The 22,215-nt window shown below is 57.0% G+C and carries 18 protein-coding genes; 8 read left to right on the plus strand and 10 right to left on the minus strand.

Annotated features, from left to right (window positions below; genetic code table 11):
• A partial coding sequence (locus tag J0O65_RS23735) for a hypothetical protein (RefSeq protein ID WP_215409651.1) occupies positions 1–370 on the plus strand: 370 nt, incomplete at its 5' end.
• A 57-nt stretch (positions 371–427) separates the two neighbouring features.
• Entirely contained in the window at positions 428–1,603 is a 1,176-nt protein-coding gene (locus J0O65_RS23740) for an ATP-binding protein (RefSeq protein WP_215409652.1), read from the plus strand.
• A gap of 213 nt (positions 1,604–1,816) precedes the next feature.
• Here J0O65_RS23740 and J0O65_RS23745 read toward each other — a convergent pair whose 3' ends face one another.
• The 7 genes from J0O65_RS23745 to J0O65_RS23775 all read right to left on the minus strand — a co-directional run bounded on the left by J0O65_RS23745 (position 1,817) and on the right by J0O65_RS23775 (position 11,275).
• The gene (locus J0O65_RS23745) at positions 1,817–4,966 is read right to left on the minus strand and encodes an error-prone DNA polymerase (RefSeq protein ID WP_215409653.1); all 3,150 of its coding nucleotides are present in this window, start codon (positions 4,964–4,966) and stop codon (positions 1,817–1,819) included.
• Between the two features lie 2 nt (positions 4,967–4,968).
• The gene (locus tag J0O65_RS23750) at positions 4,969–6,438 is read right to left on the minus strand and encodes a Y-family DNA polymerase (RefSeq protein ID WP_215409654.1); all 1,470 of its coding nucleotides are present in this window, start codon (positions 6,436–6,438) and stop codon (positions 4,969–4,971) included.
• Positions 6,371–7,060, minus strand: coding sequence for a translesion DNA synthesis-associated protein ImuA (imuA, locus tag J0O65_RS23755; RefSeq protein WP_251373949.1), 690 nt, complete (start codon positions 7,058–7,060; stop codon positions 6,371–6,373). Before imuA ends, J0O65_RS23750 begins: the two co-directional genes overlap by 68 nt.
• A 1,392-nt stretch (positions 7,061–8,452) precedes the next feature.
• On the minus strand, positions 8,453–8,605 hold the full coding sequence (locus J0O65_RS23760) for a hypothetical protein (protein WP_215409656.1): 153 nt from the start codon (positions 8,603–8,605) through the stop codon (positions 8,453–8,455).
• Positions 8,606–9,379: 774 nt separating this feature from the next.
• A complete protein-coding gene (locus J0O65_RS23765; RefSeq protein ID WP_215409657.1) occupies positions 9,380–9,832 on the minus strand; it encodes a hypothetical protein in 453 nt (150 codons plus the stop codon).
• 9 nt (positions 9,833–9,841) lie between these two features.
• Positions 9,842–10,123: a hypothetical protein gene (locus J0O65_RS23770; RefSeq protein ID WP_215409658.1), complete on the minus strand. Its 282-nt coding sequence runs from the start codon at positions 10,121–10,123 to the stop codon at positions 9,842–9,844.
• A gap of 3 nt (positions 10,124–10,126) precedes the next feature.
• The gene (locus J0O65_RS23775) at positions 10,127–11,275 is read right to left on the minus strand and encodes a PRTRC system protein D (protein ID WP_251373950.1); all 1,149 of its coding nucleotides are present in this window, start codon (positions 11,273–11,275) and stop codon (positions 10,127–10,129) included.
• 1,110 nt (positions 11,276–12,385) lie between these two features.
• On the opposite strand from J0O65_RS23775, the gene J0O65_RS23780 reads away from it, so the two are divergent.
• From J0O65_RS23780 to J0O65_RS23795, 4 genes are all read left to right on the plus strand, one after another.
• Complete coding sequence (locus J0O65_RS23780) at positions 12,386–13,465, plus strand: integrase domain-containing protein (protein WP_215409659.1); 1,080 nt, start codon at positions 12,386–12,388, stop codon at positions 13,463–13,465.
• A complete protein-coding gene (locus J0O65_RS23785; protein ID WP_215409660.1) occupies positions 13,462–14,169 on the plus strand; it encodes a restriction endonuclease in 708 nt (235 codons plus the stop codon). Before J0O65_RS23780 ends, J0O65_RS23785 begins: the two co-directional genes overlap by 4 nt.
• Positions 14,160–14,516 (plus strand): hypothetical protein, encoded by a 357-nt coding sequence (locus J0O65_RS23790; protein ID WP_215409661.1) that lies wholly within the window; start codon positions 14,160–14,162, stop codon positions 14,514–14,516. Before J0O65_RS23785 ends, J0O65_RS23790 begins: the two co-directional genes overlap by 10 nt.
• Before the next feature lie 1,775 nt (positions 14,517–16,291).
• Positions 16,292–16,831: a hypothetical protein gene (locus J0O65_RS23795; RefSeq protein WP_215409662.1), complete on the plus strand. Its 540-nt coding sequence runs from the start codon at positions 16,292–16,294 to the stop codon at positions 16,829–16,831.
• A 52-nt stretch (positions 16,832–16,883) separates the two neighbouring features.
• Here J0O65_RS23795 and J0O65_RS23800 read toward each other — a convergent pair whose 3' ends face one another.
• On the minus strand, positions 16,884–17,153 hold the full coding sequence (locus tag J0O65_RS23800) for a hypothetical protein (RefSeq protein ID WP_226939704.1): 270 nt from the start codon (positions 17,151–17,153) through the stop codon (positions 16,884–16,886).
• A 437-nt stretch (positions 17,154–17,590) separates the two neighbouring features.
• Here J0O65_RS23800 and J0O65_RS23805 point away from each other — a divergent pair, with 437 nt between their 5' ends.
• The gene (locus tag J0O65_RS23805; RefSeq protein WP_215409663.1) at positions 17,591–17,923 is read left to right on the plus strand and encodes a hypothetical protein; all 333 of its coding nucleotides are present in this window, start codon (positions 17,591–17,593) and stop codon (positions 17,921–17,923) included.
• Entirely contained in the window at positions 17,910–18,302 is a 393-nt protein-coding gene (locus tag J0O65_RS23810) for a hypothetical protein (protein ID WP_215409664.1), read from the plus strand. Before J0O65_RS23805 ends, J0O65_RS23810 begins: the two co-directional genes overlap by 14 nt.
• A gap of 150 nt (positions 18,303–18,452) precedes the next feature.
• Here J0O65_RS23810 and J0O65_RS23815 read toward each other — a convergent pair whose 3' ends face one another.
• Both J0O65_RS23815 and J0O65_RS23820 read right to left on the minus strand, forming a co-directional pair.
• A complete protein-coding gene (locus J0O65_RS23815) occupies positions 18,453–20,870 on the minus strand; it encodes a sbcc family protein (protein WP_215409665.1) in 2,418 nt (805 codons plus the stop codon).
• Between the two features lie 105 nt (positions 20,871–20,975).
• Positions 20,976–22,214: a metallophosphoesterase family protein gene (locus tag J0O65_RS23820; protein ID WP_215409666.1), complete on the minus strand. Its 1,239-nt coding sequence runs from the start codon at positions 22,212–22,214 to the stop codon at positions 20,976–20,978.
• Position 22,215: the final 1 nt, after the last annotated feature.

Here is a 22,215-nt window from a genome sequence, read left to right on the forward strand (position 1 = left end):
GGAACATCCTTTTCGGTATTATTTCATGACCCCGTTTCACACAGAAATTCTTACAGGCTCGCTCGGCAGGATTCCCAAGTCATTAACACGATCCACCGGTTTTTCATCTTTCAAAAACTATGGGGCAGGACTGACTAAACTAGCGGTGGCGATTCACCATGTAGACGTTGACGACGTCATCGTTATCAACCTCCAAAACGTGAGCCTGCAACACAAGCTCGCTGCGGCTGCGGCTGCGGCTGCATCAGTCGGATATGACATCTTCGTCATCGCTTATGGCCGATTAAGGCTAATCCGTACCGATGAAAAAAAGAAGCCCGCTGGAACTTTCTACAAGGATAGAAGTCTAACAAAATCTACTAAAGTATAAGCATGTATAACGTGAAGACCTTATACTTCACTAGAATTTCCTATCAATGGAGGTTGCATGGACCCCGTAAAAAACCCTTTCGCACCCGGCGCAGGTAGTCGCCCACCGGAACTCGCAGGGCGACAGGCGATTATCAATGATGCGCGCGTGGCTATCGATCGTGCGCTGCTTGGAAGACCTAGCCGATCTCAAGTGTTCCTGGGCCTTCGTGGTGTAGGTAAAACCGTACTTCTGAATGCTGTTGAGACCATGGCCAACGAGCGCGGCCATCTAACTTCTAGCATCGAAGCGCCGGAAAGTAAGCCGCTAGGAGAATTGCTTTTGCCGCGCGTACATCAGGTGCTACGCAAGCTCTCTCTTATCGACAATGCTAAAGGCAAAGCATACGAGGCACTGCGTGCGCTACGATCCTTTGCCGCTGTGTTCAATTTTGAATACGGAGACATGTCAATCTCCGTCGATCCCGAAGTAGGAGTAGCAGACAGTGGCGACCTGGAGAACGATCTTCCTGAGTTGTTCGTACGTATTGGCGAAGCTGCAAAAGCCGCAGGAAAGGCTTGGACGCTCCTCATTGACGAGCTCCAGTACCTTAGCCAGAAGGATCTGGCAGCTCTCATCGTTTCGCTCCACAAGATTAATCAGAGTGAGCTCCCCGTCTTGTTTTTCGGTGCCGGATTACCCCAGGTAGCAGCATTATCTGGCGAAGCCAAATCCTATGCGGAGAGATTATTCCACTTTCCAGAGGTCGGTGCCCTGTCTGAAATCGATGCCAAGGCAGCCATCCGGCAACCTGTTAATGAAGAAGGTGCAGTTATCGATGAAGGGGCGCTAACCGAAATATTCCTTAAAACCAAAGGCTACCCCTACTTTTTACAGGAATGGGGCCACCAATCCTGGAACCTTGCCGTCGGGGATACGATCACCCTTCATGACGCAAGACAGGCAGAAGCAACCACCCTGAAGCGTCTGGATGAAGGCTTTTTCAAGGTGCGTTTCGATCGATTAACTCCGAAAGAGCGCGAGTATGTCATCGCGATGGCAAGGTTAGGGAACGGGCCATACCGTTCTTCAGATGTGGCCGACGCGCTCGGTGAATCCTCGCAAAGCCTAGGGCCGCGCCGTGCCCAGATAATCAGCAAAGGAATGATCTACAGCCCATCTCACGGAGACATCGCATTCACTGTTCCGATGTTTAATGACTATCTCACGCGCAATTTGGCCAATCTTGGCTGATCGGAGCCTTGTCCTCATGCCTGCCCAGATCCCTGCATGCTTAACAGTCCAAGACGTGACCGCCAGGGATACCGGTTGGCAAACTGCACATGTCCGTGGCCGGGAAATATGCTTTGAATTGGCTGCTCACTGCCGCAGGCAGAGGATTCAGATTGAATCGCTACGATTGCTGTAGGCACTTTGTTGCCATCATTAATTGCGAAAGTACACGCGTTAGTGAAAATTCCGGCTCTTCGTATCCAGCTGTCCAAGCAGATGCGAGCAATCGACCAGTCGCTTGGCAATCAGGTTGCGCACGCCACTCTTCGATTGCCAGATACCGTACACCCCCAAGAGCGAGGCATTCATCAGTTCAGCGCGCTGCTTTTCCACCAGCGTGGGCCAGACAATAATGTTGATGGTGCCAAATTCATCTTCCAGGGTGAGGAAGATCACCCCCTTGGCTGTCTCCGGCCGCTGTCTTACCGTGACGATGCCGCAGCCCCTGGCCAACTGGCCATCGCTGAAGGTGTTCAGGATATCCGACGGCACAAAGCGCATTTTATTGAGGCGCTCGCGCAGGAGAGCGAGTGGATGACGGCCCAGCGTCAGGCCGACATGACGGTAGTCCGCCACGATGTCATCGGCCTCCGTGGGCGGCGCCAGCTCCAGCACGGGTTCGGCAATGGTCGTCGCGCGCATCAAATCCCGCTCCGGCACGCTCGCTGCGGCATCCCACATGGCCATGCGCCGGTTGCCTGTCAGCGTTACCAGGGCATTGGCCGACGCCAGCGCCTTCATATCCCCCGCATCGAGTTGTGCGCGCATGGCAACATCGCGCGTGTTTTTGAAGGGGGCTGCAGCACGGGCTTCTTCAATGCGCCAGGCCGCCTCTTTCACCATCCCGTTGATATTATTTAAACCAAGGCGTACGGCCAGTCTGCCGTCCGCCATCGGCTCCAAGGATGCTTCCCATCCGCTCGCGCTGACATCGACGGGTCTTACCTCGACGTCATGCCGGCGCGCGTCCTGCACCAGGGACGAACGGCTATAAAAACCCATGGGCTGGCTGTTGAGCAGGGCGGCCAGAAACTCGGCGGGATGATGGCACTTGAGCCAGCTGCTGGCGTAGGCCAGCAGGGCAAAGCTGTGCGCGTGGGATTCTGGAAAACCATATTCGGCAAAGCCGCGTATCTGGCCAACAATCGACGTGGCAAACTCGGTGCTGTAGCCGCGCTCGGCCATGCCGCTCATGAGCTGGTCTTCGAACTGTTCCAGGCCCCCCTTTCTTTTCCAGGCGGCCATGGCGCGGCGCAGGCGGTCGGCTTCACCAGCCGTAAAACCCGCCGCCGTCATGGCGATCGACATGACTTGTTCCTGGAAGATAGGCACCCCCAGTGTGCGCCGCAGCACCGCCTCGATCTCGGGGCTCGGATACGTCACAGCTTCCAGGCCCTGGCGCCGGCGCAAATACGGATTGATCATGCCGCCCTGGATGGGGCCTGGCCGAATGATGGCCACCTCGATGACGAGGTCATAGAACTCGCGCGGCTGCATGCGCGGCAGCATCGACATCTGCGCCCGCGATTCGATCTGAAACACGCCGACGGTGTCCGCTTGAGAGATCATCTGGTAAGTGGCGGCATCCTCATGGGGAATATCGCCCAGTTCAAAACGCTCTCCACGCTGCTCCGAGATCAACGTCAGGGTGCGGGCGATGCACGACAGCATGCCGAGCGCCAAGATGTCGATTTTTAGGAGGCCCAGTTCATCGATGTCATCCTTATCCCATTGAATCACGGTACGCTCCGGCATGGCCGCGTTTTCAATCGGCACCAGGCGGGAGAGGGGGCCGCGCGAAATGACGAAACCGCCCGGATGTTGGGAAAGATGACGCGGAAAACGCATCAGGCGCTCGGCAATCGCCGCCCATTTCTCGGCGATAGGGGAGTGCGGATCGAGTCCACAGGTAACAAGGCGCTGCTGCAGGTCGGCCCGCCCACCCCAGCTATGCGAGGCTTTGGCAACCTTGTCGACCACCGATAGATCCACGCCCAGCGCGCGCCCCACATCGCGCAAGACACTGCGCGGGCGGTAGGAAATGACGACGGCCGTTAAAGCGGCCCGCATGCGGCCATACTTGCGATAGATGTATTGAATCACCTCCTCGCGGCGCTGGTGTTCGAAGTCGACATCGATGTCGGGCGGTTCATCGCGCTCGCGTGAGATAAAGCGCTCGAAGAGGAGGGTGCCGCGCGAGGGATCGACTTCGGTGATGCCGAGGCAGTAGCACACCGCCGAATTGGCCGCCGATCCGCGCCCCTGGCAGAGGATTTTTTGCGAGCGGGCGAAGCGCACAATGTCGAATACTGTCAAAAAATAGGGTTCATATTGCATGTCGCCGATCAGTTCCAGCTCATATTCCAGCTGTGCCTGCACGTTGTCCGGAATGGCTTGCGGATAGCGCCAGTGTGCCCCGATATACGCCTGCTCGCGCAGGTAGCTGGCCGGGGTCTGTCCCTCTGGCACAATCTCACCTGGATATTCATAGCGCAATTCGTCGAGCGAAAAAGTGCAGCGCTGGGCCACCCGAAGGGTTTCATTGAGCGATTCGCGCGGATACAGGTTGCCCAGCCGTAGGCGCGAGCGTAGATGCGCTTCGGCATTCGAAGCCAGTTGATAACCACACTGCGCCACCGGCGTATTCAGACGAATCGCGGTCATGGTGTCCTGGATGATTTTCATCGAGCGCACGTGCATGACGACGTCGCCCGTGGCCACCACCGGCAAGCTGAATTCGGCGCCGATGGCTTCGACCATGGCGCGGTGCCGGTCATCCTGCGCACGGTGGTGCAACGTCAAGGCGACGCGCGCGCGGCCCGGTGCGCTGCGCACCAGCCATTCGGCTTGCCGCTCGATCTCTTCATAGGGGGCGTTATATTTGGGGCACAGGATGAGCTGGCAGCCCGGCAGCCCTTTTAAGTGGGCGAGAGGGGCGGTGGGGTTGGCAATGTCGCGTGGCCACACCAGGTAACTTCCCTTGTCGGCGCGCGTGCGCGCAGCGGTAATGAGTTCGCTCAGGTTGCCGTAGCCGTCGCGGTCCATGGCCAGGATCAGCACAGTGAAGGGCGGGGTGCCGTCCTCCGGTGTCACTCTCATCTGGCTGCCAATGATGAGGTGGATGTTCCACTCCTTCGCCGCCACATGTGCCTTGACAACGCCGGCCAGTGAACACTCGTCGGCCATGGCGATGGCCTGGTATCCCAGCTGGGCCGCGCGTGCCACCAGCTGTTCGGGCGGCGAAGCGCCGTGCAGAAAGGAGTAATGGCTCATGCACTGCAGCTCGGCATAGTCCGGCAGGGTGGAAACTGGCGGCTGGTCCATGATCAGCCGAACATCCCATGCAGGTACCAGCGGCCGTCAACGACACGCTCGAGGTAGATCCAGTAGCAGGTTGCATCGCTACCTTGTGCGATGTAATAGTCGCGGGCCGCGATTTGATCGTTCCACCAGCCGGCCTCAATGCGTTCCGGCCCTTTGAGCATTTTTAGCGGGGAACCATAGAAGGGACGTTCGCCGCGCAGCAGCAGCGGGATGGGCTTAGGTAGCAGCCAGAACGGGCGCTCAAAAGCCTCATCTTCGGTGTTAGCCGCCTTGTGCTTTTCGGTGGCGGCAGCCCAGGCATTGCTTTCCTCCGGCCGATGGTCGTGATGCTCGACAGGGCAGAGGACGTTGTCGCTGCCAAGACGGGCACTGAGTAATTCCAGCAGACGTTTGTAGTCGGCTGGATTGCCGCTTGGTTCGGGAAACAGATCTTGCGTCGGTGGCGCCATCGCGGTGAGCAAACGCGCCTCCAGGCGCAGGGCGATGACCGGGGCAACCAGTTCCGTGCGCGCCAGACGCTCCTTCAGTAGCCGAATTAGATGTTCATCACGCCAGGTCGGCTCTGCCAATCCGATCTCGATCGGCGTGGGCGGGATTGCGGTCTTGCCGCGCTCGTGCTCCAGCAGCAGAACAAAAACACTCACGGCCTGCTGGCGTGCTACCAGCCATCCGACAAATTGCTGCAGCAGACCAGTGGCGCCGTCCAGCAGGGCATCGGCGTGTTCGATCCGGTCAAAAGTCTCGATGCGCGCTGAAAAAGTTTCGGGAATGGCGATCCATTCAAACAGTTCAGGAGCGAGCCCATAGGCGCGGTCGAGCTCATCGAGCACGTGCTTGTTCATCCTGCGCTGGATACCAGGGCGGGGTAGGCGTCGTAGCGCCGCCAGATGATCTGCCCCAATGTCTGTCAGCCATTCGAGGTGGTTCGCCGTGCTGGGCAGATAGGCGCAGGGCATGCGGTCGAGCTGGCGTTCCAGAGAGCGCATGTGCACGGTGCGCCGCAGAATGATCTGGCGTTTGGCCGGTTGCCAGCGTGACAGCAGCCAGGCCCCCATGGCCGTCGGCGCCGTGCCGAGTTGCGCCGTCACCCCAAGCGCTTGTAGGGCAGCGCGAACGCGTCGGCCGATGGCAGCGCGTCCGTTGAACAGTCGAAGGCTGGCGGTCACGTCCAGCAGCAGGCTGAAGTCGCCGGCATGCGCCACTTCCGGGGTGAACTGGAGGAGGGCGAGCGCGACGGCATTGCTCATGATCTGTTCGCGCTCAAGGCTGCGCTCCAGGATCACGGTATCCGGCGAGACGGCCGCCACGCCGCCAGGGCGCATGCCGATACGTACCCCTTCGGCATAGGCATGCTGCGAGACCGCAATGATGCGGCCTTTCTCGACCACCGCATAGGGCCCCGGTTCACACCAGCGCGGCCTGATGCATTCGAGAGGCAACAGTGGGAGGTGTACGCTGAACCAGAACCGCATTTTGATCGTCCAAAAATCGTTGACGTGCCGGCATGTCAGCCAGTGGGATAAAGAGTGGCGCCTCATGATGTGGGCCACGCCGTTTAATGATGTGAGTGGAAATGCCACCTGCGGCGGGGCGCAAAGCCAGGCGCAATGGCGCCGGTGAGGCATCGGCCGCAGCGCTCATCGGCCGGACCAGCCAGAAGAACGTTTCGGTTGTCTGCGCCGCCAGATTGAGGCGCCGCAATGCTTCGTCGCGGATATTCGTTTGCCACAACAATACCGCACCGCAACTGCCATTGCGCAGGATCTGCTCGGTGGACCAGAGAGCATCGGCGGTGCTGGGCGCACGTATCCAGAGCAGGTTTGGGCAGCTCAGGTCCATGAATTTGCAGGCGGCGGAGTTGGGCAAGTACGGCGGCTGCACCAGGGCGATCCGGCGATGTTGCGACAGTTGTGCCAGCATTGGCCGCAATAAGTGCATTTCCCCGATACCTGCTTGCTGAACTAGCAACTCCGTGAAGGTCGATAGTGGCCAACCGTTGCCAGGAAGCTCACGATCCAAGATGCTATGACCGGTAGTAACCGTGCTGGCTGTACCTCGACTGAGTTCACTTGCCCGCCAGACGTCACGCAGCATGGGGCTGTTAACCAATGCGGTAGAGCTGGTGCGTTGAAGGGAAGGTGAAAGCATGGCGTCTGGCTAGAGGTTGTTGATCGTTCTCAAAACTACTGTACATAAACACAGTATATGCTGAGGGCGTCAAAAACTGCAAGGTCCATGAATTTCTTGAATTGTTAAAACTAACAGTTGCGATGGCACGAAGGAGCCTAGATGGCCCGCCGATGTCCAAGCAGCTTTTTCTTGAGCGCGCGAGTCTCTCTGCAGGGCAGGGGCAGCCAGACCCGATCTCGCCGTTGGATCTGGCAGCTACGAGATAGCACACTTAGAGGCCGAGAGGACACCCAGGTCCCAGACACGATCCATCGGTTTTTCTTTTTCAAGAACCGTGGATCAGGACTGTCTACACTAGCTGTGGCGATTCAAATGATGTATGAAGAGATGCTGCCGGGTGACGAGATACTATTGACGCTACCGGGCGGCAAGGGCCTGTTGCTACCGTATAAATATTCCCGCGCTGAAAATCGCGGTCTTACAGTCCGTTTATAATGTAGCGGAAATGTAGGCGATGCAGTAGCAGCGAACCCGTTGCCAAGTAAACCATGTTTTCTGATATGTCAACGCGCTGCTCGTCATCAAGCACCAATCGTCGGTCACTTATAGCACGCAGAAGCAGGCGCTTCACTGAGGACTCGATGGGATATAGCATCCTTCGCCGTCCGTTATTGCGAGGAAAGACCATCTAGTGGTTGCGTTTCCGTGGGATTTACCTCAGCGGCCATACTTGGCGCGTCTGTCCGCAAGGTCCTGTAGCTTTTCAAAGATTAGCGGAAGATCAATAATCGAGTATCTACGCTCACGCTTTGTCCAAATCGTGCCAGCTGGCCCTTCTACCTCAACTTCGACATAGTCTAAACCAAGCACCTTTGCAGCGTTGCCAGCATTAGTAGCGTGTAGCGCTAAGCCGCGCTCATTTTTAAAGCGTGCAACTATTTCTGTAGCACTTAAGCATTCTTCCCCAGGCGCTATATTTCGCATCATTTGTCCTGTCGGCGCTTTTGCGCGTAAAAGTACATTTCGACTTCCGGCACCGGCCGGATCTGGCGCCCCAATTAGGGCAAACAAGGTTGGCCTGGCACGAGTAAAGTTGATCGGAACGTCACGCCAGATTGGACTATTTCCTGACTGGCCGCACAGGCCAGCTCATATCCAGTGTGCTTCCATCAACTTCCGTGCTTCCATCATCTTCCGCTTCTTAATATTCAAGCTTTAGCTAAACACTGACTATGAGTATCATGTTTCTTTACCTTGCTCGCCACAAAGAAGATGAAAACGTCCAACCCACTTATACGATCAGACGGAGATACTGGCCTAGAAGTTCGCGCCAGTGCTTACCCTTACACTCAGTGGTTACGCTTCCCAATCAGCCTGTGGTGAAGGGAGCAGGTCAAGGGCCTGCGTCCATCTTTCTGCGGCTTGGGTGAATTCGCCTTGATCTGCCAGGTCATTCCCCATTTCTGATAGCAAATCGATCTGCTTGCTTACATTGGAAGGTAAGTCCATTCAGTTTCCCATTCGCTGGTGTTCAAACGCCCGGTCCAAGTCATCGAGTTCATAATACGGAACCTCTTGGAGAAAGCTAGGTTGCGGCATCTTCTTTATGCGCCGTATCAGTAAATCGCAGTTCGTACCATTTACTGTCGCTTGCAAGAAACTCGGGCTGTCCAGTCAAAGCATCATCGCGTAGGAGATTCACAGAGGTATTCTTTATGCAGCACATAGCCTACGCTGTACTGTCAGGATGATTTTTGCACTCCGTCAAGAACTCACATCGGCGACACTGCGATGACGACTCCGCGTGGTCGGCAGTTATCGCGTGACTCAATAAAGCCATTCTGCGGTGATAAAACGCGATGATTTGTTTGTGGTTTAGCAAGAAAACCTTGAAGGCTCTACGGCCAGGTAGATCCGGGCGCTCAACAACGACAAACCCATAATCGTTTACCTTGGCTCCGCTTGCTAATTCCAGAATCATCTTTTGGACAGAGAGTTCGATCACGTCCGACATGAACACACGCTCCACACGTCGGATTTTGTACTCCATCAACGTGAGTTTTCCTTTGTAGCGATAGGCTCGATCAACTCGCGCGATGAGTTTGATGGGGTGATCGAGTGAGAAAGTTTGCTCTGCGTAAGCCAGGCTGGCGTATCGCAGTTCCTCCGGGAACCAGCACGGTCGCGTTCGAGACATCGCATGTCTTCTTACTCCCCGTAACAGACAGAGCAGCAGAAGTACCCCACCTATATGCAAAAGCGCCGATAGAAAAGTCGACATGCTCATCTTTTTTCGGTGGTACGAGATACAAGGTGAAGACGCCGACGACGCCTCGTCTCCACTTTTTTCCGTCGCGAGCGGTACAGTCGATCGCATAATTTTAGAAACCTTGCTCGGACAGATTGCGCTACCTGGCAGTTTGTCTTATGCATCGCCGACAGCCATCTTGGTAGCATCTTGTACAACCATTTTGGGCGCTTGGTCGTTCGTTGCGATGATGCGTTGGCTTGGATGGACGACTGTTCTCGCAAACTTGTGGCCCCTAACGGCACGGCATTCACCTCCAACGTTTCGATGAAGAATTTCACGTGCTGCAGCTCGCCATTTTCTCGGGCCTGTTCGCGCTTGGGCGAACAGCGTGGGCCAAACCTGTCGGCCAGAACGATCTTGCGTTCGCAGTACCCCATTTCGGCCAGTTGGCTTGCACTGAGTCGAGGTAGCTCTTCGTTTTCCATGTTTCATCCTTATTCGCTTCTTGACGGACCAAAAAGTTCCATCGATGCCAAGGCGGCGACGGTATCTTGATTCGGCTTGTTTGGTTCAGTACTTGGCTTGGTGAGCCACGGTGCCTCCATGACCGATGTGGTTTGTCCGCATTGCTGTACTACCAGTCCGGCATAGGCCAGTGTGCGCAGGCGATTCACGCGGCGTGGCCCCTTTGGGAACTTGACGAGATCGTCATACAGGGGAGGATTGTCCGCGCGTTCCAGTTCTACACTTAAGCGGATGGTAAGAGGTGTGCCCATGGTTTAAGTCGCCATGTTTAGCCGATCGGTCCCATCTGTCCGAGCTGATGAAGCGTCGGCCTGCTTGGCTAGCTCCGTGCCGGCATACTGAAAACCTTTAACGTTGGCAAAGATCGGATCCTTCAGTTCCTGCAGCTCGTGATGCGGGAATGCGGTTTTCAATGCTTTGCGATAGAAGAAGGCGCCACCGCCCACCAGAATAATATTTTTGATGTCGGCAGCGTCGCCCACGTAGTGCAGCATCTCGGCGACAGCCTGCTCCGGGATCTTCTGCGCGAGTGGCAGGTGTTGGGCAATGTCGTATTCTTTTTGAAAGATGACCGGCTTTTTTCCCGTTCGCAGCGCCAAATCGATCGCGTCGTATTCGCGGTAGTGAGAGCCGGTGGCTCGGCTGATGCCTTCGATGATCGTGTGGAGCACATCAAACATGCCACGCGGTACCGAATGGCTGCGCTTGTCAATTTGCTGCATGCCTTGCGTCACAAGCCAGTCAAACGTCCGCCGACCTGGATCGATGATCAGATTGCGTTCCTTGCGCATCTGAGCAAGGCGCCCATGAGTCAGCCCGCAGTACATCAGGGCCCCGGATGGCTGCGCAATTGCTTTGACGCGCGCGATCGTGATTTTTCTGCCTTCCGCCAGGATGTGTTCACCGGTCACGCGGCGCTCCAACGCCGCCACCTGCTTCTTGAGCTTATACGTGGCCACCGGGAGACCAAGTACCAGTAGATCGATCCGGTCGAGACGCATGTAATGCAGTGCACCCAGTAACAAAGCCAGATATTCAGGCGTTGCACTGTAGCTGTCATGCTGCAGTACATTGGCATTGAAGATGTCGGAGGCCAGGTGAGCGTCCGGCCCGACCTCATAGTTCAGATCGTCGACTGGAACGCAGACGGTCCGACGTTTCATTCCCCAGGCCTCCTGCTCATAGACCGTTTCACATGGGTGGGCCTGCGACGGGAACATCGCGCAGCGCACATCACCATCGCTGACCCCTGCAATGAATTTGGTATTTCCCCGGCCAATGTCCACAGCTCGCACGATGGGTTCCACTTCGTCCTCCTGATTGCTGCAAGTGATCAACAGTAATAGTGGGGTGGTACATATTCCATGGGAAAAGCCCTGCTTTTTTAGCAGAATTTGCAGCAAGTACGATTCCAGACGTGCTGGGGGCCGACTGGAGTCGCGCTGTGGCGCGGCTATAGTGGTACATGCTGGCGGGAGATCACATCGCATCTGCGCTGGAATTGCGTCGCACCGCGGACGTATTTTGATTGCGCATCTGTGTATCTGGCTCAGTCCGTTCCCATGTTCAAAACCATTTACAATCAGAGGAATGGCCACGCGGCGTTCTTCATAGGGAGAAATCTTCGCCAGTTGCGATTACCAAATAAATTCGACCTCAATCACAAATTTTCAGCGCCGAAAATCGGCTTGACATTCGAAAAAACTGATCATATTCTGTGACGACTGTCTGGACCCACTTCCAGGAACATCGCGTTCCGAATGTGGCGCTGGCAAGCGTGGTATGCCGTTGCAGTCGTAACCTGTCTATCGAAGCGAAGTTAATCGGCCGCGCCCTGCGGTCGAATTGAGTGGTATGTCAGTGAAGAAGTATGTCGGGCTGCCCCTGCCGGGGGTTATTGCTCGCGCGTGATTTCTCGTCAAGAGACGCTTGTCAAATCGGAGAGGGCCTTGCGGCGCTCCGTCGCTAATTTACGATCCTGGTAGTGTCGATGTATCGCCTGCGGCCGCGAACCGCAGGAGAGTGATTTATCACCTATTCAATCTTCCTGCTGTACGAAGAGCCTATCGCGGTGCCTTGTTGTGACGTTGCCGAAGAAGCTTCGATCAACCTGGTTAGTGCGCAATCACGAAGCGGCCTGGTGGTAGGGCTGAAGGGATGACCGTGAGGGAAGAGGGGGCAAGGTCCTGGTTCAATTGAGAGTGGCCGGGGCACCTAAATGTCTTTGTGGCGTCAGCGCCGCACTGCTCGCGCAAGACGCGGGGACTAACACAGAAGGAGAAATTCGCTGGTTATTCGCATGAGCATTTTTAAGACACCGCGCCTTCGGGCAAATAGAGAATCCGCCATCGACGCTGAGATAGGGGCAGCGCGTTGGATTAGATAGAACATATCTCCCTCGTCGGCGCAGCAGGCCAGGCGCCGATGCCAGTTGAAGGCCACACCGGGGGCATGCGCGCCAGACAGTGCAGCATGCCAATTCGACAATCCTTGAGTATCAGGAGGGAGAAGTCATGTCCCATAACACGCAATGGAGGGAGCAGCTTGACGCGTTGCTGGACGCATTTAATGAACGGCATGCCAGCGTAGGAAAAGGGGTTTCGCATAGCACCAGGGAGGCGCGCAGCCAGGGCTTGTACCGGATATTCGCGTTACTGCGTAAATTGGGATTCAAGCCAGCACCTGAAAACCTGGCTGAACGGCACGTGCGCGCGTTGATGGCGTATTGGACGGCGCAGCCGTTACCGGCGGATGTGTTGCTCGATATGCCGATGACCATACAGCGCCGTGCCTATCCCTGCAGCGCGGCCTACATTCAGCAGCAAATGAGCTTTATTAGGGTGTTTGCCAGCTGGATTGGTAAGCCGGGCCTGGTGCGCAGTGCGGTCAGCTATGTGAGCGAGCCGCGTCTGGTGCGCCGATCATATGGTGCGCTCATCGACAAGGGGTGGGAAAGCCACGGTCTTGCTGTCGATGAGGTCATCGCAGCCGTCGATGCGGTTGACAGCCACGTGGGAGGGCAGCTGGCGATGATGATCGCCTTTGGCCTGCGCCGCAAGGAGGCTGTGATGTTCTGCCCGCGCGCCGCCGAGATACCGGCGTATGCCTTGCCGGCGCAGCATCCTCGATCCGATCATTACATCAGTTTTTTGCGCATCAAGCGCGGGACGAAGGGCGGCCGGCTGCGCTATGCGGCAGTGCGCACGCCTCAGCAGCGGCAAGCACTGGCGCGGGCGCATTGTCTCGCCCGGCAGGACTGGGGGCATATCGGACATCCTGGGCTGTCCTTGAAACAGTCGCTGGACCTGTTTTCGAATGTGGTGCGTTCAGTCGGACTGACCAAGAATGACCTGGGTGTTACGCCACATGGGTTGCGGCACCAGTTCGCCGGTGATCTGTACTTTGATATCACGCAGGTGCAGCCGCCGGTACGTGGCGGTGAGCTGTTAATCGATCGTGAGGTCATGGCGGATGCCTATCGGCAGGTGGCCGAACAGCTGGGCCATCATCGAAGGCAGATCAGCAATGCATATCTGGGTTCGCCGGCGGGCCGGCGCAGTGACGAAGTGAAATTAATGGGAGCGGCATCATGAAACGGGGACATTGGCAGCGTTGGTCGTCGGGAGATTCGCGTACGCGGTGGGTCAAGCGCGCAGTGGCCGGCGATGATGGCGGTGAGAGCGTCAAGTATAGAAAACCTGGCGCCGTCCGCGCTCCGCGTCCGCCGCGCGAGCGCTATGAAACCGTTCTGGCCCGTTCGCGCGGCGTGAGCGGCGTGCTGGTTCGATGTGCTTCGCAGTTGTTCAATTCGATGCGCATGCGCCGGCTGCCTGACCATCGCAGGCGTATTGGTCAATCGCGCGCGGTGTTGCGGGCTGTGCGGCAGTTCCGGGGGGACGGATATGCGGCGCGGTGCCTGGCCTATCTGCGTAACGTGGATCCGCTGGTGTTCGAAGAGGTCGTTCTCTCGGCCCTGGAAGACGCCGGGCTATTTGTGCTGCGCAACCCGAGGTACTCTGGGGATGGTGGGATTGACGGCAAGGTGTGGCTGCCTGGGTATGGCTGGTGCGCGGTGCAGTCGAAGCGCTACGGCGGCCATGTGAATCACCACCACGTGGCGGCCTTCGGTGAGGCCATTTGTCATCATGGTTTTGGGGCGGGGCTGTTCCTGCATACGGGACGCAGCGGCGCGGCCGTGTATCCCCACCTGACCACAAGCAAAGTGGTGCTGGTCAGCGGGACTAGCCTCGTGCAACTGGTGCTGGGAAGGCCCGCAGGGGAGGTCGTATGGAACTGAATGTGGAGGACCAGCAGCTGTTGCTAGCATGCCGGATGGCCGGATCGACCTACACCGTGATCGAGAAAAGCGGGTGCAAGGGGATCGAAGTGACTGATGCCTGTCTCGCGGCGCAAGTTTTTTACGATGCGCCAGTGGACGGGCGACCATTTGTTTTATGCAACTTCAAAAATTCATCTTCCGTAGTTGCTGACACGCGCCGCGTTTCGCGATACGGACGCCTGGAGAAGAATCTGATTGTGACTTCTGACGATGGGGGAGAATTCATGCGCTGTTTTAATCAATTGGTGCGTGAGCGTTTCAGGTTACTTGCAATAATATTTGACGAAACACGTGGTATGCGCTAGGACTCTGAACTGCGGGTTGGAGTTTTTTCTTCCGCCTGGAAGGATGTTTTGTTGCTGTTCCAAGCACGGTATGCCGAGTACTTGGTCAACCCTGGACGATCCAGCTGGGTCATCTCTCGAAATTGGATGCGAAGAGCCGCGAGTGATTGCGTTCATGCCGAACGGCGGGAGCAACCTACACGGTGATGCAGAAAAGTGGACGCAAGGGCATTGAAATGGCCGATGCCCGCCTCGCTGCGCAAGTTTATTTTAATGCGCCAGTGGAGGGGCGGCCGTTCGTTTCATGCAACTTTAGTCAGACATCGTGCAAGATTGCTGACACGCGGCGCGTTTCACGATGTGGGCGCTTGGAAAAGCATGTGATCGTGACTTGTGACGATGTGGGAGCATTCATGCGCTGTTTTGATCAATGGGGGCATGGGCACTTTTAGACTGCCGCAAACAAGCCAGATTTGAGAGTGAACGACGTGCCCGTTAAAGCAGCGGATGGCTATAGGCAGATCATTTCTTCGGAGCCCGGATGTATTTTAGCGGGTGAGTCGACCGCTCCTAACGTCTTCGCAGCAGTAACGGGCAGGCAGGCATCTGGTTGCCGACGGATGACTGCAGCCGACGACTGTGTACGGATTCGCCACCGGTGATCAGCCTGGGAACGCACCGAGCGACCTTGAACTATCGATTTTCGGTGAACTTTCCACTTAGTGCGGCTTGAATTCGTCAAGAACTACTGCAAAAATGAGAATGCTTTCTGTGAGAATCGCTCTCACATTGCTCCTGCCGCATCCATCGCGGATGTCTGGCAGGATCTTGCCACTCGCGTGGTGAGCGTTGCGGTCGTCACCCGTCATTCACCTGTCGAGGAAGACTTCGACACGTTGCTTCGGCAACCGATCTTTGCCTGGCCACTTGTCAGGCTGATTGCGCAAGCGGAGGATCGTTTGCGTCACGGAAGTACAGTTCGATCGCTACTTCTCAGATTAGGCCCCTGTTCTCAGGAATGGCGGGCCTTCTTTGGCTTGCCTATCGGATGTTGACGATAGCCAGGCATATCTTCTCGTATGCGGGGCATCGCGGTCCCCGCTCGGGGCCATGATGCCTTCTTTTTTTGGAGAGCTATCATGTCCCAACGACAATTTCTACAGAATCAGGAATACCCGCTGTGTGTTTTGCTTGGTGGTACGGGATTGCGTGATGTGTGCGGCGGGCAGGCGCATGTCGTGTGTGTACTGCTGCGCTCACGCTCAGGTCACCCTCTGGTGTCGCAGGCTTCTGCGGACGCATCGCAGTTATATCGGCCTCATCCTGGCAGCGTATTTCAGTACCGGAGGTCGACCATAGGCGCGTTGTTTGCTTGTGTTGTCCATCTCGCGACTGAGTTCTGGTTGCTGCGACCCTGGCTGAAGCGGCTGATCTCCCGGAGCCATTCATACTCTGGACATGGCGCTTGCTAAGGAGACCAACATGGTAACCAGGGTATTTGGAAAGGGCGTCGAACCTGGTGGGATGGATCTCGACGATGAGCGCTTTGAGGCGGAGTGCCCGGCATGTTCGCATGAACGGGCCAGGTATCACAGCTGGGAAAGCGCCGAGTCTGGTTCGATCAATCAACACTGGAGCGTTTATTGCCCCGCATGTGGTTATTCGTTACCAGATGAGGGGGAGTGCTAAATAGATTGTCTCGTTTGCTTGTTAGAGGAGCGAGGCGTGTGTCGATGAGGGAGCACCAGCATCCAATGGGATGCCGGCGTTCCCTTTTGTTTTTGGTGGAGGACATCATGCAAAACGATGGAGAGATGAGGGCCGGAAAGCGTCGGCGCTCCTTGGTCGAAGTTGAAGAAGAACGGGTTTGGGCGAGTCTATATCGGCGCGCGGCAGATCCGATAATTGCCGCGGAGTTGGTGGCACATCTGGAGAAGAGCGGTGAATTGCGATTTCAGCATAGTGGCCTGTACCTGCGCTGCAGACATGTACTGCGCAGGGAAAAAGCGCGTCAGGTACGCCTGCGAAAGATTGGTGCTGGTATCCATTGGGCTGCTCATGTGGTGATCGGCGTTCCCCTCGGCATGGTGGGAAGGCTATTCAGAATGATGGGAGCGATCGTGATGGTCTGTTTGCCGGAGCGCGAGGACAGGGCCGCTGCTCAGGTGCGCAGGTTGACATCTGCCGGCGCTAGTCAGGTGGATGTCGGCAAGGGGTTATCGCCGGCAGAGATTGCTCGTCCATTGCATGACCAGGCTGCAACGGAGCCTGGGCAACAGGCGGGTATCGATGCATCTCAGCGGCCGACAAGGCGCACTGGCGGCAGGGCGCGTTGATTTGCGATTGGGTTAGGCGGGGCGGCGTCGACGTCGCGCCTCAAGGACAAGTCTATCGGTGAAGCATGACGCTGGCCGATGTGCGGCACGATGCCACCGTCTCGTCGATGAGCCTATGCAGTAACCGCGTCTCGTCAGCCCGACCCTGTAGATGCTGTTTGCATTGTTCGATGTAGGCGTCGAGATCGGCGAGCCTTTTGATACCCACTGGTTCGAAGCCGGTGACGTAGCGCAGGCGCTCGACGTCTCTCGACGTCAGTCGGATATGTACGCCAAGTTGCAACATGTTTTTGCCAATGGTGGCCCTCATCAGATCCGTCATCCAGCACAGATCGTTTTCCGTATATGCATCCGTTGCTCAGGATAGGCATCCATCGAGCAGATTTCAAGTCGCCAGCATGGATAAGGCTGGCATGGTCCAGGGTCGTGCAGTGTGCTGGCATCCATTGCCCAGGATTATTCAATTCCCTCAAGTATGGAGGACATCATGAAACATCAATATTCACACTGGAAGAGGAGTGGGGCAACACGCGCCAACGCAGCTGGAGAGGTCGATCCGCTCATTGAGCAGTTAGAGGCGTTGTCTCCGGGTACACGCGTTGTGACCCGGGACGGCGCGCAGTTTATTCGAACAAACAGGACGTGCATTTGCTTTTGCGACCTGACGACTGGACACCTGTGCTCAGCAAAGGATCTTTGCTATGCACATGGAGGTTCGATGGACGGTGATGTGGGGCATTTGCACTAAGGAGCATTGTCATGAACGAAGTGATCAATATAACGATTGGTTTGATTTATTACGAGTATTGCCGCGCGCTGGACATCCGTGACGATGAACGGCGGCGGCACGAGCTGATGAGCGTGATGTTATATCGCGCTGAGGAGATGGGGTATGACGACTACAAGCGCGGCAATGAGCAAATACCGAGGTTGTTTAACAAGGAGGTCGGCTTGCGGGATGCCTGGCTGATGGGCTTTGCGCACGCTGCGATACGCGACAGTGTTGAACAGTTGATGGAATTGCGAAGGAAGCGTCAGCAGGATCCGGCCGAAGCGGTAGAATGCCATGGAGGTGATGATGGACGATACTGATGAGGTGCACGGGCTAGCCGTGGTTCAGCAATATATCGAAGCAACTGAAAAGTGGCTCCCGGGTAGCGGTGAACTTGTGTACCTGGAAGCATTTCAGGCCGCTCTGCACTTAGGTTACGAAGATTACTTCGCAGGACGTCAAGTAATGCCGATGACTTTCCTGTTCAACGAGTCGTTGCAACAGCTGTGGCTGGAAGGTATTCGTCTCGCCAAGACGGCAGCCGAAATGCGCTTATGTCGTGCTCACGGTGGCTGGAGATGTTCATGTGCTCAAAGGGTTGACGGGGTTTGTTGGAGAAATGGGCGACGTCAATGCATCGTGAGCGAAAGGCAAAGCAGGGTGGCCAGCCTTGTTGCGCTTGGTGAAGGCCGTGCTTAATGCCTATCTGGAAACAGTTAGCGCCTCTACCAGAGGCGCTTTTTTTTGCGAGTGGGGTAATCGCGTCGCAATTGAGCATTTCAGTCACTGAGCGCTGGCCCGGCGCAGGTGAACCTGGCACAGGGACTTACTCCCACCCTGTGGTTCACTTCACATGAGGTTGAGCGTAGCGTCAGCCAAATCACATAATTCCGGCGTATGGGAAATAAAAAACTCTTGTTGATAGCCACCCAGTTGCATGACCTGACGCTTCATCGCCAGGAACATGCGTTTGTGCTCGGCATCAAAGGCTCCGTCGGCCTCGTCCGAGAAAAGCGTCTCGCTGCGTCGGTTACTTGACTGGGCCAGGTACAAGGCCATGGCCCGCGTGAGGCATTCGTTGATCCAGACGCGTTCACCCCCGCTCATTTTGGATACGCTCTTGGCGAAGCCGGTATGGGCGTCGTGGACGATGATGTCAAATCCTTCCTTGGATTGCCCTTTACTCGAGTCGATCAGCGTGCGGATGGAGACCGTAAAGCGTGGCCCATAGCACGCCATCAATAAATCGTTGGTGAGCATCGACAGGGCGGGGCCTGCGTCGTCAATGGCCAATGCGATCACGCCGTCATTGCCCAGGCATGTGGCGAACAAAGACCAGGTTGCAGTTTGTTCTTCAATATGAGCAATGCGGGCATCCAGGGCGGTTAGCGTTTGACGTTGACCCAGTAGCTGGCGTTGAAGCTCAGTCAGGCGGTGCTGGCGCCCGATCGCTTCGTGCAGTTGTGCTTCGCACGCCGCGAGCTTGTCCGTGCAGTGAGCGATTTCCTGATGAGCATGCGCGAGACGAGTCGGATCGAACGGCACAGGAAGCGCGGAGAGTTGGTGTTCAATACGCTCGCGTTCCACGCGCGCATCCTGTGTGGACCGGGCGCGCTCACCTGCAATGGCTGCCAGTTCCCTGTCGATGCGTACTTTTTCCTGCTTTTCGGTATCCGTTTCATGGTCGGCCGCCTGGGCGAACAGGGGAATGCGGCGGGCGATATCGTCGATGCTGGCGCGTGCCTGCTCGATCTCGCCGGTGCGTGCGGCAAGCTGCTGATTGACTGAGCATTTAGCCCGAGTTCTATCCAGGCGGTGTAGCGCGCGCGCCAAGCGCTCTACCGAGTTCGGCATGGTTGCGATTTGCTTGTCCAGTTGCGACAGCACCTCGGTTTGTTGGTGCCGCGTTTGTTCCAGGCGCCGCAGGGACAGTTCGTACTGCGGAATGATGGGGCGGGCTGCGCGGGCGTGTTCGAGAAGCTGGCATTGTCCTTGTAGTTCGGTTCCCGCGCACGGAACGAGTGAGGTGAGCGAGAGGCGCTGGTGCAATGCTCTGGTTTGACATACCGTTTCACCGATTTCCCTGTTGATCGCATCGATCTTTTGCATGGCGAGTGCACACTGGGAGGCTGCTTCGGTATGCCGATCATGCAACTGACGGCAGGTTGCGGCATGATTGGTGCGGCATTCCAGGAGGCGGGTCAGGATCGGCAGCCTTCGAGCGGCCTGGGCCACGCGCCAGTGATCGGCGGTTAGCAACAGCAGCCTCGCGTGCCTGCTGGTTAGCGCCTGATATTCCTGTGCATGCGCCTGCCGCCGATGCAGGATCCGTTGTGCCAATGCCTGGCCTACCTCGATGAGGTCGTGTTCGCGCTCGTCCATCCGCTGATTGACCGTCCGCACGCGATCGCGTAGCTGCTGGAGCGTTTGTTGGAGCTGCTGGCGCTGGTTTAGGTAGGTTGCGTCAACGGCTTGTTCGGCTTTGATGTTCGCCAGGGTATTTTTTTGGGCATCCAGCGCTGCCAGGGCTGTCTGCCTGCAGCGCTGTAGGGCCTCCAGCGCGTCGTCCGGCGTGGTGAATTGCCGTGAAAGCGCGTGATTGTCATCGATCTGTCGCTGTAGCAGCCGCCGTTCCTGCTGTAAGCCGGAAAGCCCGTAGCGCAGCAGCTTGGCCGTCTCCGCAGCCTGTAGACCCTTGGTACGCACGCGCTCCAGTCCGAGCAGGTCACTCAATAGTATTTTGATTTCCGCATTGCGGTAGTGAGCCAGTTGGCGCCTGTTCTGCGCCGAAAATGCCGTGGTAAAGAAAGTGGCGGCCGGACCGACGATGTCCTCGACGCAGCGTTGATACGACTCCATTCGACCATCGGAAAGGGTACCGTCTGGCAGTTGCACGGGCTGCCAAGTACCAGCGCAGAGTTGATGAAGGTAGGCCTCGCTCCTGCGTTTGCCGTTGAGGCGAATGATGATCTGTGTACGGTATCTTTGTTTCCCCATTTCCCAGACGAGCTCCTTGCGGTTGACCGGCAAATATACCTCGTCATAGTAGGAAAAGCTGCCAAGGCCGTCAGCCCCTGCCTTGGACGGCATGGTTGCATAGGGAGTCATATTGTCTAAAACGGTCGTTTTGCCTCGTCCATTAGGGCCGACGATGGCCACTAGTTGGGCACCGGCTGTCATACGCTCGAAGTCGAGCGTCAATGTTTCTTTGTTCATCCCGTCGCGAATGCCGATGAAGCCCGTCAAGGTGAGGGAAAGAGGGCGCATGGTGATCTCTCCTGTTCAGAGTGTCTTCTGATGTTTAGTATGAAGCGGAGCATGCGCACCTCAAGGCTGCACAGGCCCGTTTCGCGAAGCATTGCCTCCGCCTGCCTAAGCTTCGCCCGCGACCGTTTCTCCTGACAGGGCGGCCATGGCAATGTCGGCGGGTGAGTGGGTGGCTAACTGGGCCAGACAGGTCAATAGGGGCGCCGCTGGCGTGTCAACCTGGCGTGCCCAGGTATCGATTTGCTCTTCGAGTTGAAGGCAGCGTGCCATTCCCTCCGCTCTTGCACGGACAATGGGAATCACACGGCCTTCGAGCTTGATGCCTGCCGCGCCACGAAACAATGCCGTGATCGCTTCGCGGTCGATGGTGGCGCGTTCCTCTTCAAGGCACTGCCAGCGGATACGCACCCAGGCACCTTCGATGGAGTGGCTAGCGACGTATTGGTGCAGTGCATCCATATCCGGCGGCCCGGCAAACGCCAGCTCCAGTGTGCGGCGCGCCGGCGTCGCGACGAGTTCGCAGCAAGCGCCCTCTGCTGTGATCTCCCACATCAAAAAACCCTTACTACCTTGTTCACCGTAATGCAACCGTCCGATGGAACCAGGGTAGGCGATCATCTGCCCATGCTGCTCCCACGCCTGATGCAGGTGAATATGCCCCAACATGACGGCATTGGCTTGTGCCTGAAACAGCGCGCCTGCGGTAAATTCATGGTCCATTCCCGCCATCGGCACCCCATGTTCTGTCATGCAGCCGATCACGGTACCGTGGGAGAGCGCGATGGTGGGTATGCCCCGCTGGCGCGCCAGCAGATTGCCCGGCGCGTAACCAGCCAGTAGGTCCGCAAGATAGTGGCCCATCGCCTGTCCCGCTTGTTCCGCGCCGGCACCGGCGGCCAAATTCGCCTTATTCATGGTCGGAACGCACGAGCAGAGCAGGGCGCACTCCACATCGCACCATTCTTTGGTATCGAAACGGGCGTGTGTCGAAGCCGTCCATTCACGCCGGCTATTGAGGATGACCTGCTGCAGACGGTTGGCCACATGAATGGGATACCGTCCGCCGAGCAGTGAAAACAGATCCAGCGTACCGGGTGGCTCGTGTGAGAAGGTCCCTTGTAACATCAGCACTGGGCAATGGTCGGCCAGGCGCCGAATCTGGCGCGCAAGCGCCATCAACGCCGGCGAATGGGCATCGAGGGCATGATCGGTGGTATCGCCAGTAATGACGGCGACCTCGGCCTGTCTTGCGATCGCCTGGTCCACGGCATAGGTGAAGCACGTATCGACCTCGGGCAAGGTCGATACTGCATAGTGCAGATCGGAAAAATGAGCGATGCGCATG

Origin of the sequence: Janthinobacterium sp. JC611, assembly GCF_018682595.1 — a bacterium.
Lineage (GTDB): Bacteria > Pseudomonadota > Gammaproteobacteria > Burkholderiales > Burkholderiaceae_D > Janthinobacterium.

Excerpts from the sequence above, each read along its gene's own strand:
- J0O65_RS23740 (WP_215409652.1), top strand. The coding sequence starts at position 428 with ATGGACCCCGTAAAAAACCCTTTCGCACCCGGCGCAGGTAGTCGCCCA.
- J0O65_RS23745 (WP_215409653.1), bottom strand. The coding sequence starts at position 4,966 with ATGGACCAGCCGCCAGTTTCCACCCTGCCGGACTATGCCGAGCTGCAG.
- J0O65_RS23750 (WP_215409654.1), bottom strand. The coding sequence starts at position 6,438 with ATGCGGTTCTGGTTCAGCGTACACCTCCCACTGTTGCCTCTCGAATGC.
- imuA (WP_251373949.1), bottom strand. The coding sequence starts at position 7,060 with ATGCTGCGTGACGTCTGGCGGGCAAGTGAACTCAGTCGAGGTACAGCC.
- J0O65_RS23760 (WP_215409656.1), bottom strand. The coding sequence starts at position 8,605 with ATGGACTTACCTTCCAATGTAAGCAAGCAGATCGATTTGCTATCAGAA.
- J0O65_RS23765 (WP_215409657.1), bottom strand. The coding sequence starts at position 9,832 with ATGGAAAACGAAGAGCTACCTCGACTCAGTGCAAGCCAACTGGCCGAA.
- J0O65_RS23770 (WP_215409658.1), bottom strand. The coding sequence starts at position 10,123 with ATGGGCACACCTCTTACCATCCGCTTAAGTGTAGAACTGGAACGCGCG.
- J0O65_RS23780 (WP_215409659.1), top strand. The coding sequence starts at position 12,386 with ATGTCCCATAACACGCAATGGAGGGAGCAGCTTGACGCGTTGCTGGAC.
- J0O65_RS23785 (WP_215409660.1), top strand. The coding sequence starts at position 13,462 with ATGAAACGGGGACATTGGCAGCGTTGGTCGTCGGGAGATTCGCGTACG.
- J0O65_RS23790 (WP_215409661.1), top strand. The coding sequence starts at position 14,160 with ATGGAACTGAATGTGGAGGACCAGCAGCTGTTGCTAGCATGCCGGATG.
- J0O65_RS23795 (WP_215409662.1), top strand. The coding sequence starts at position 16,292 with ATGCAAAACGATGGAGAGATGAGGGCCGGAAAGCGTCGGCGCTCCTTG.
- J0O65_RS23800 (WP_226939704.1), bottom strand. The coding sequence starts at position 17,153 with ATGACGGATCTGATGAGGGCCACCATTGGCAAAAACATGTTGCAACTT.
- J0O65_RS23805 (WP_215409663.1), top strand. The coding sequence starts at position 17,591 with ATGAACGAAGTGATCAATATAACGATTGGTTTGATTTATTACGAGTAT.
- J0O65_RS23810 (WP_215409664.1), top strand. The coding sequence starts at position 17,910 with ATGGACGATACTGATGAGGTGCACGGGCTAGCCGTGGTTCAGCAATAT.
- J0O65_RS23815 (WP_215409665.1), bottom strand. The coding sequence starts at position 20,870 with ATGCGCCCTCTTTCCCTCACCTTGACGGGCTTCATCGGCATTCGCGAC.
- J0O65_RS23820 (WP_215409666.1), bottom strand. The coding sequence starts at position 22,214 with ATGCGCATCGCTCATTTTTCCGATCTGCACTATGCAGTATCGACCTTG.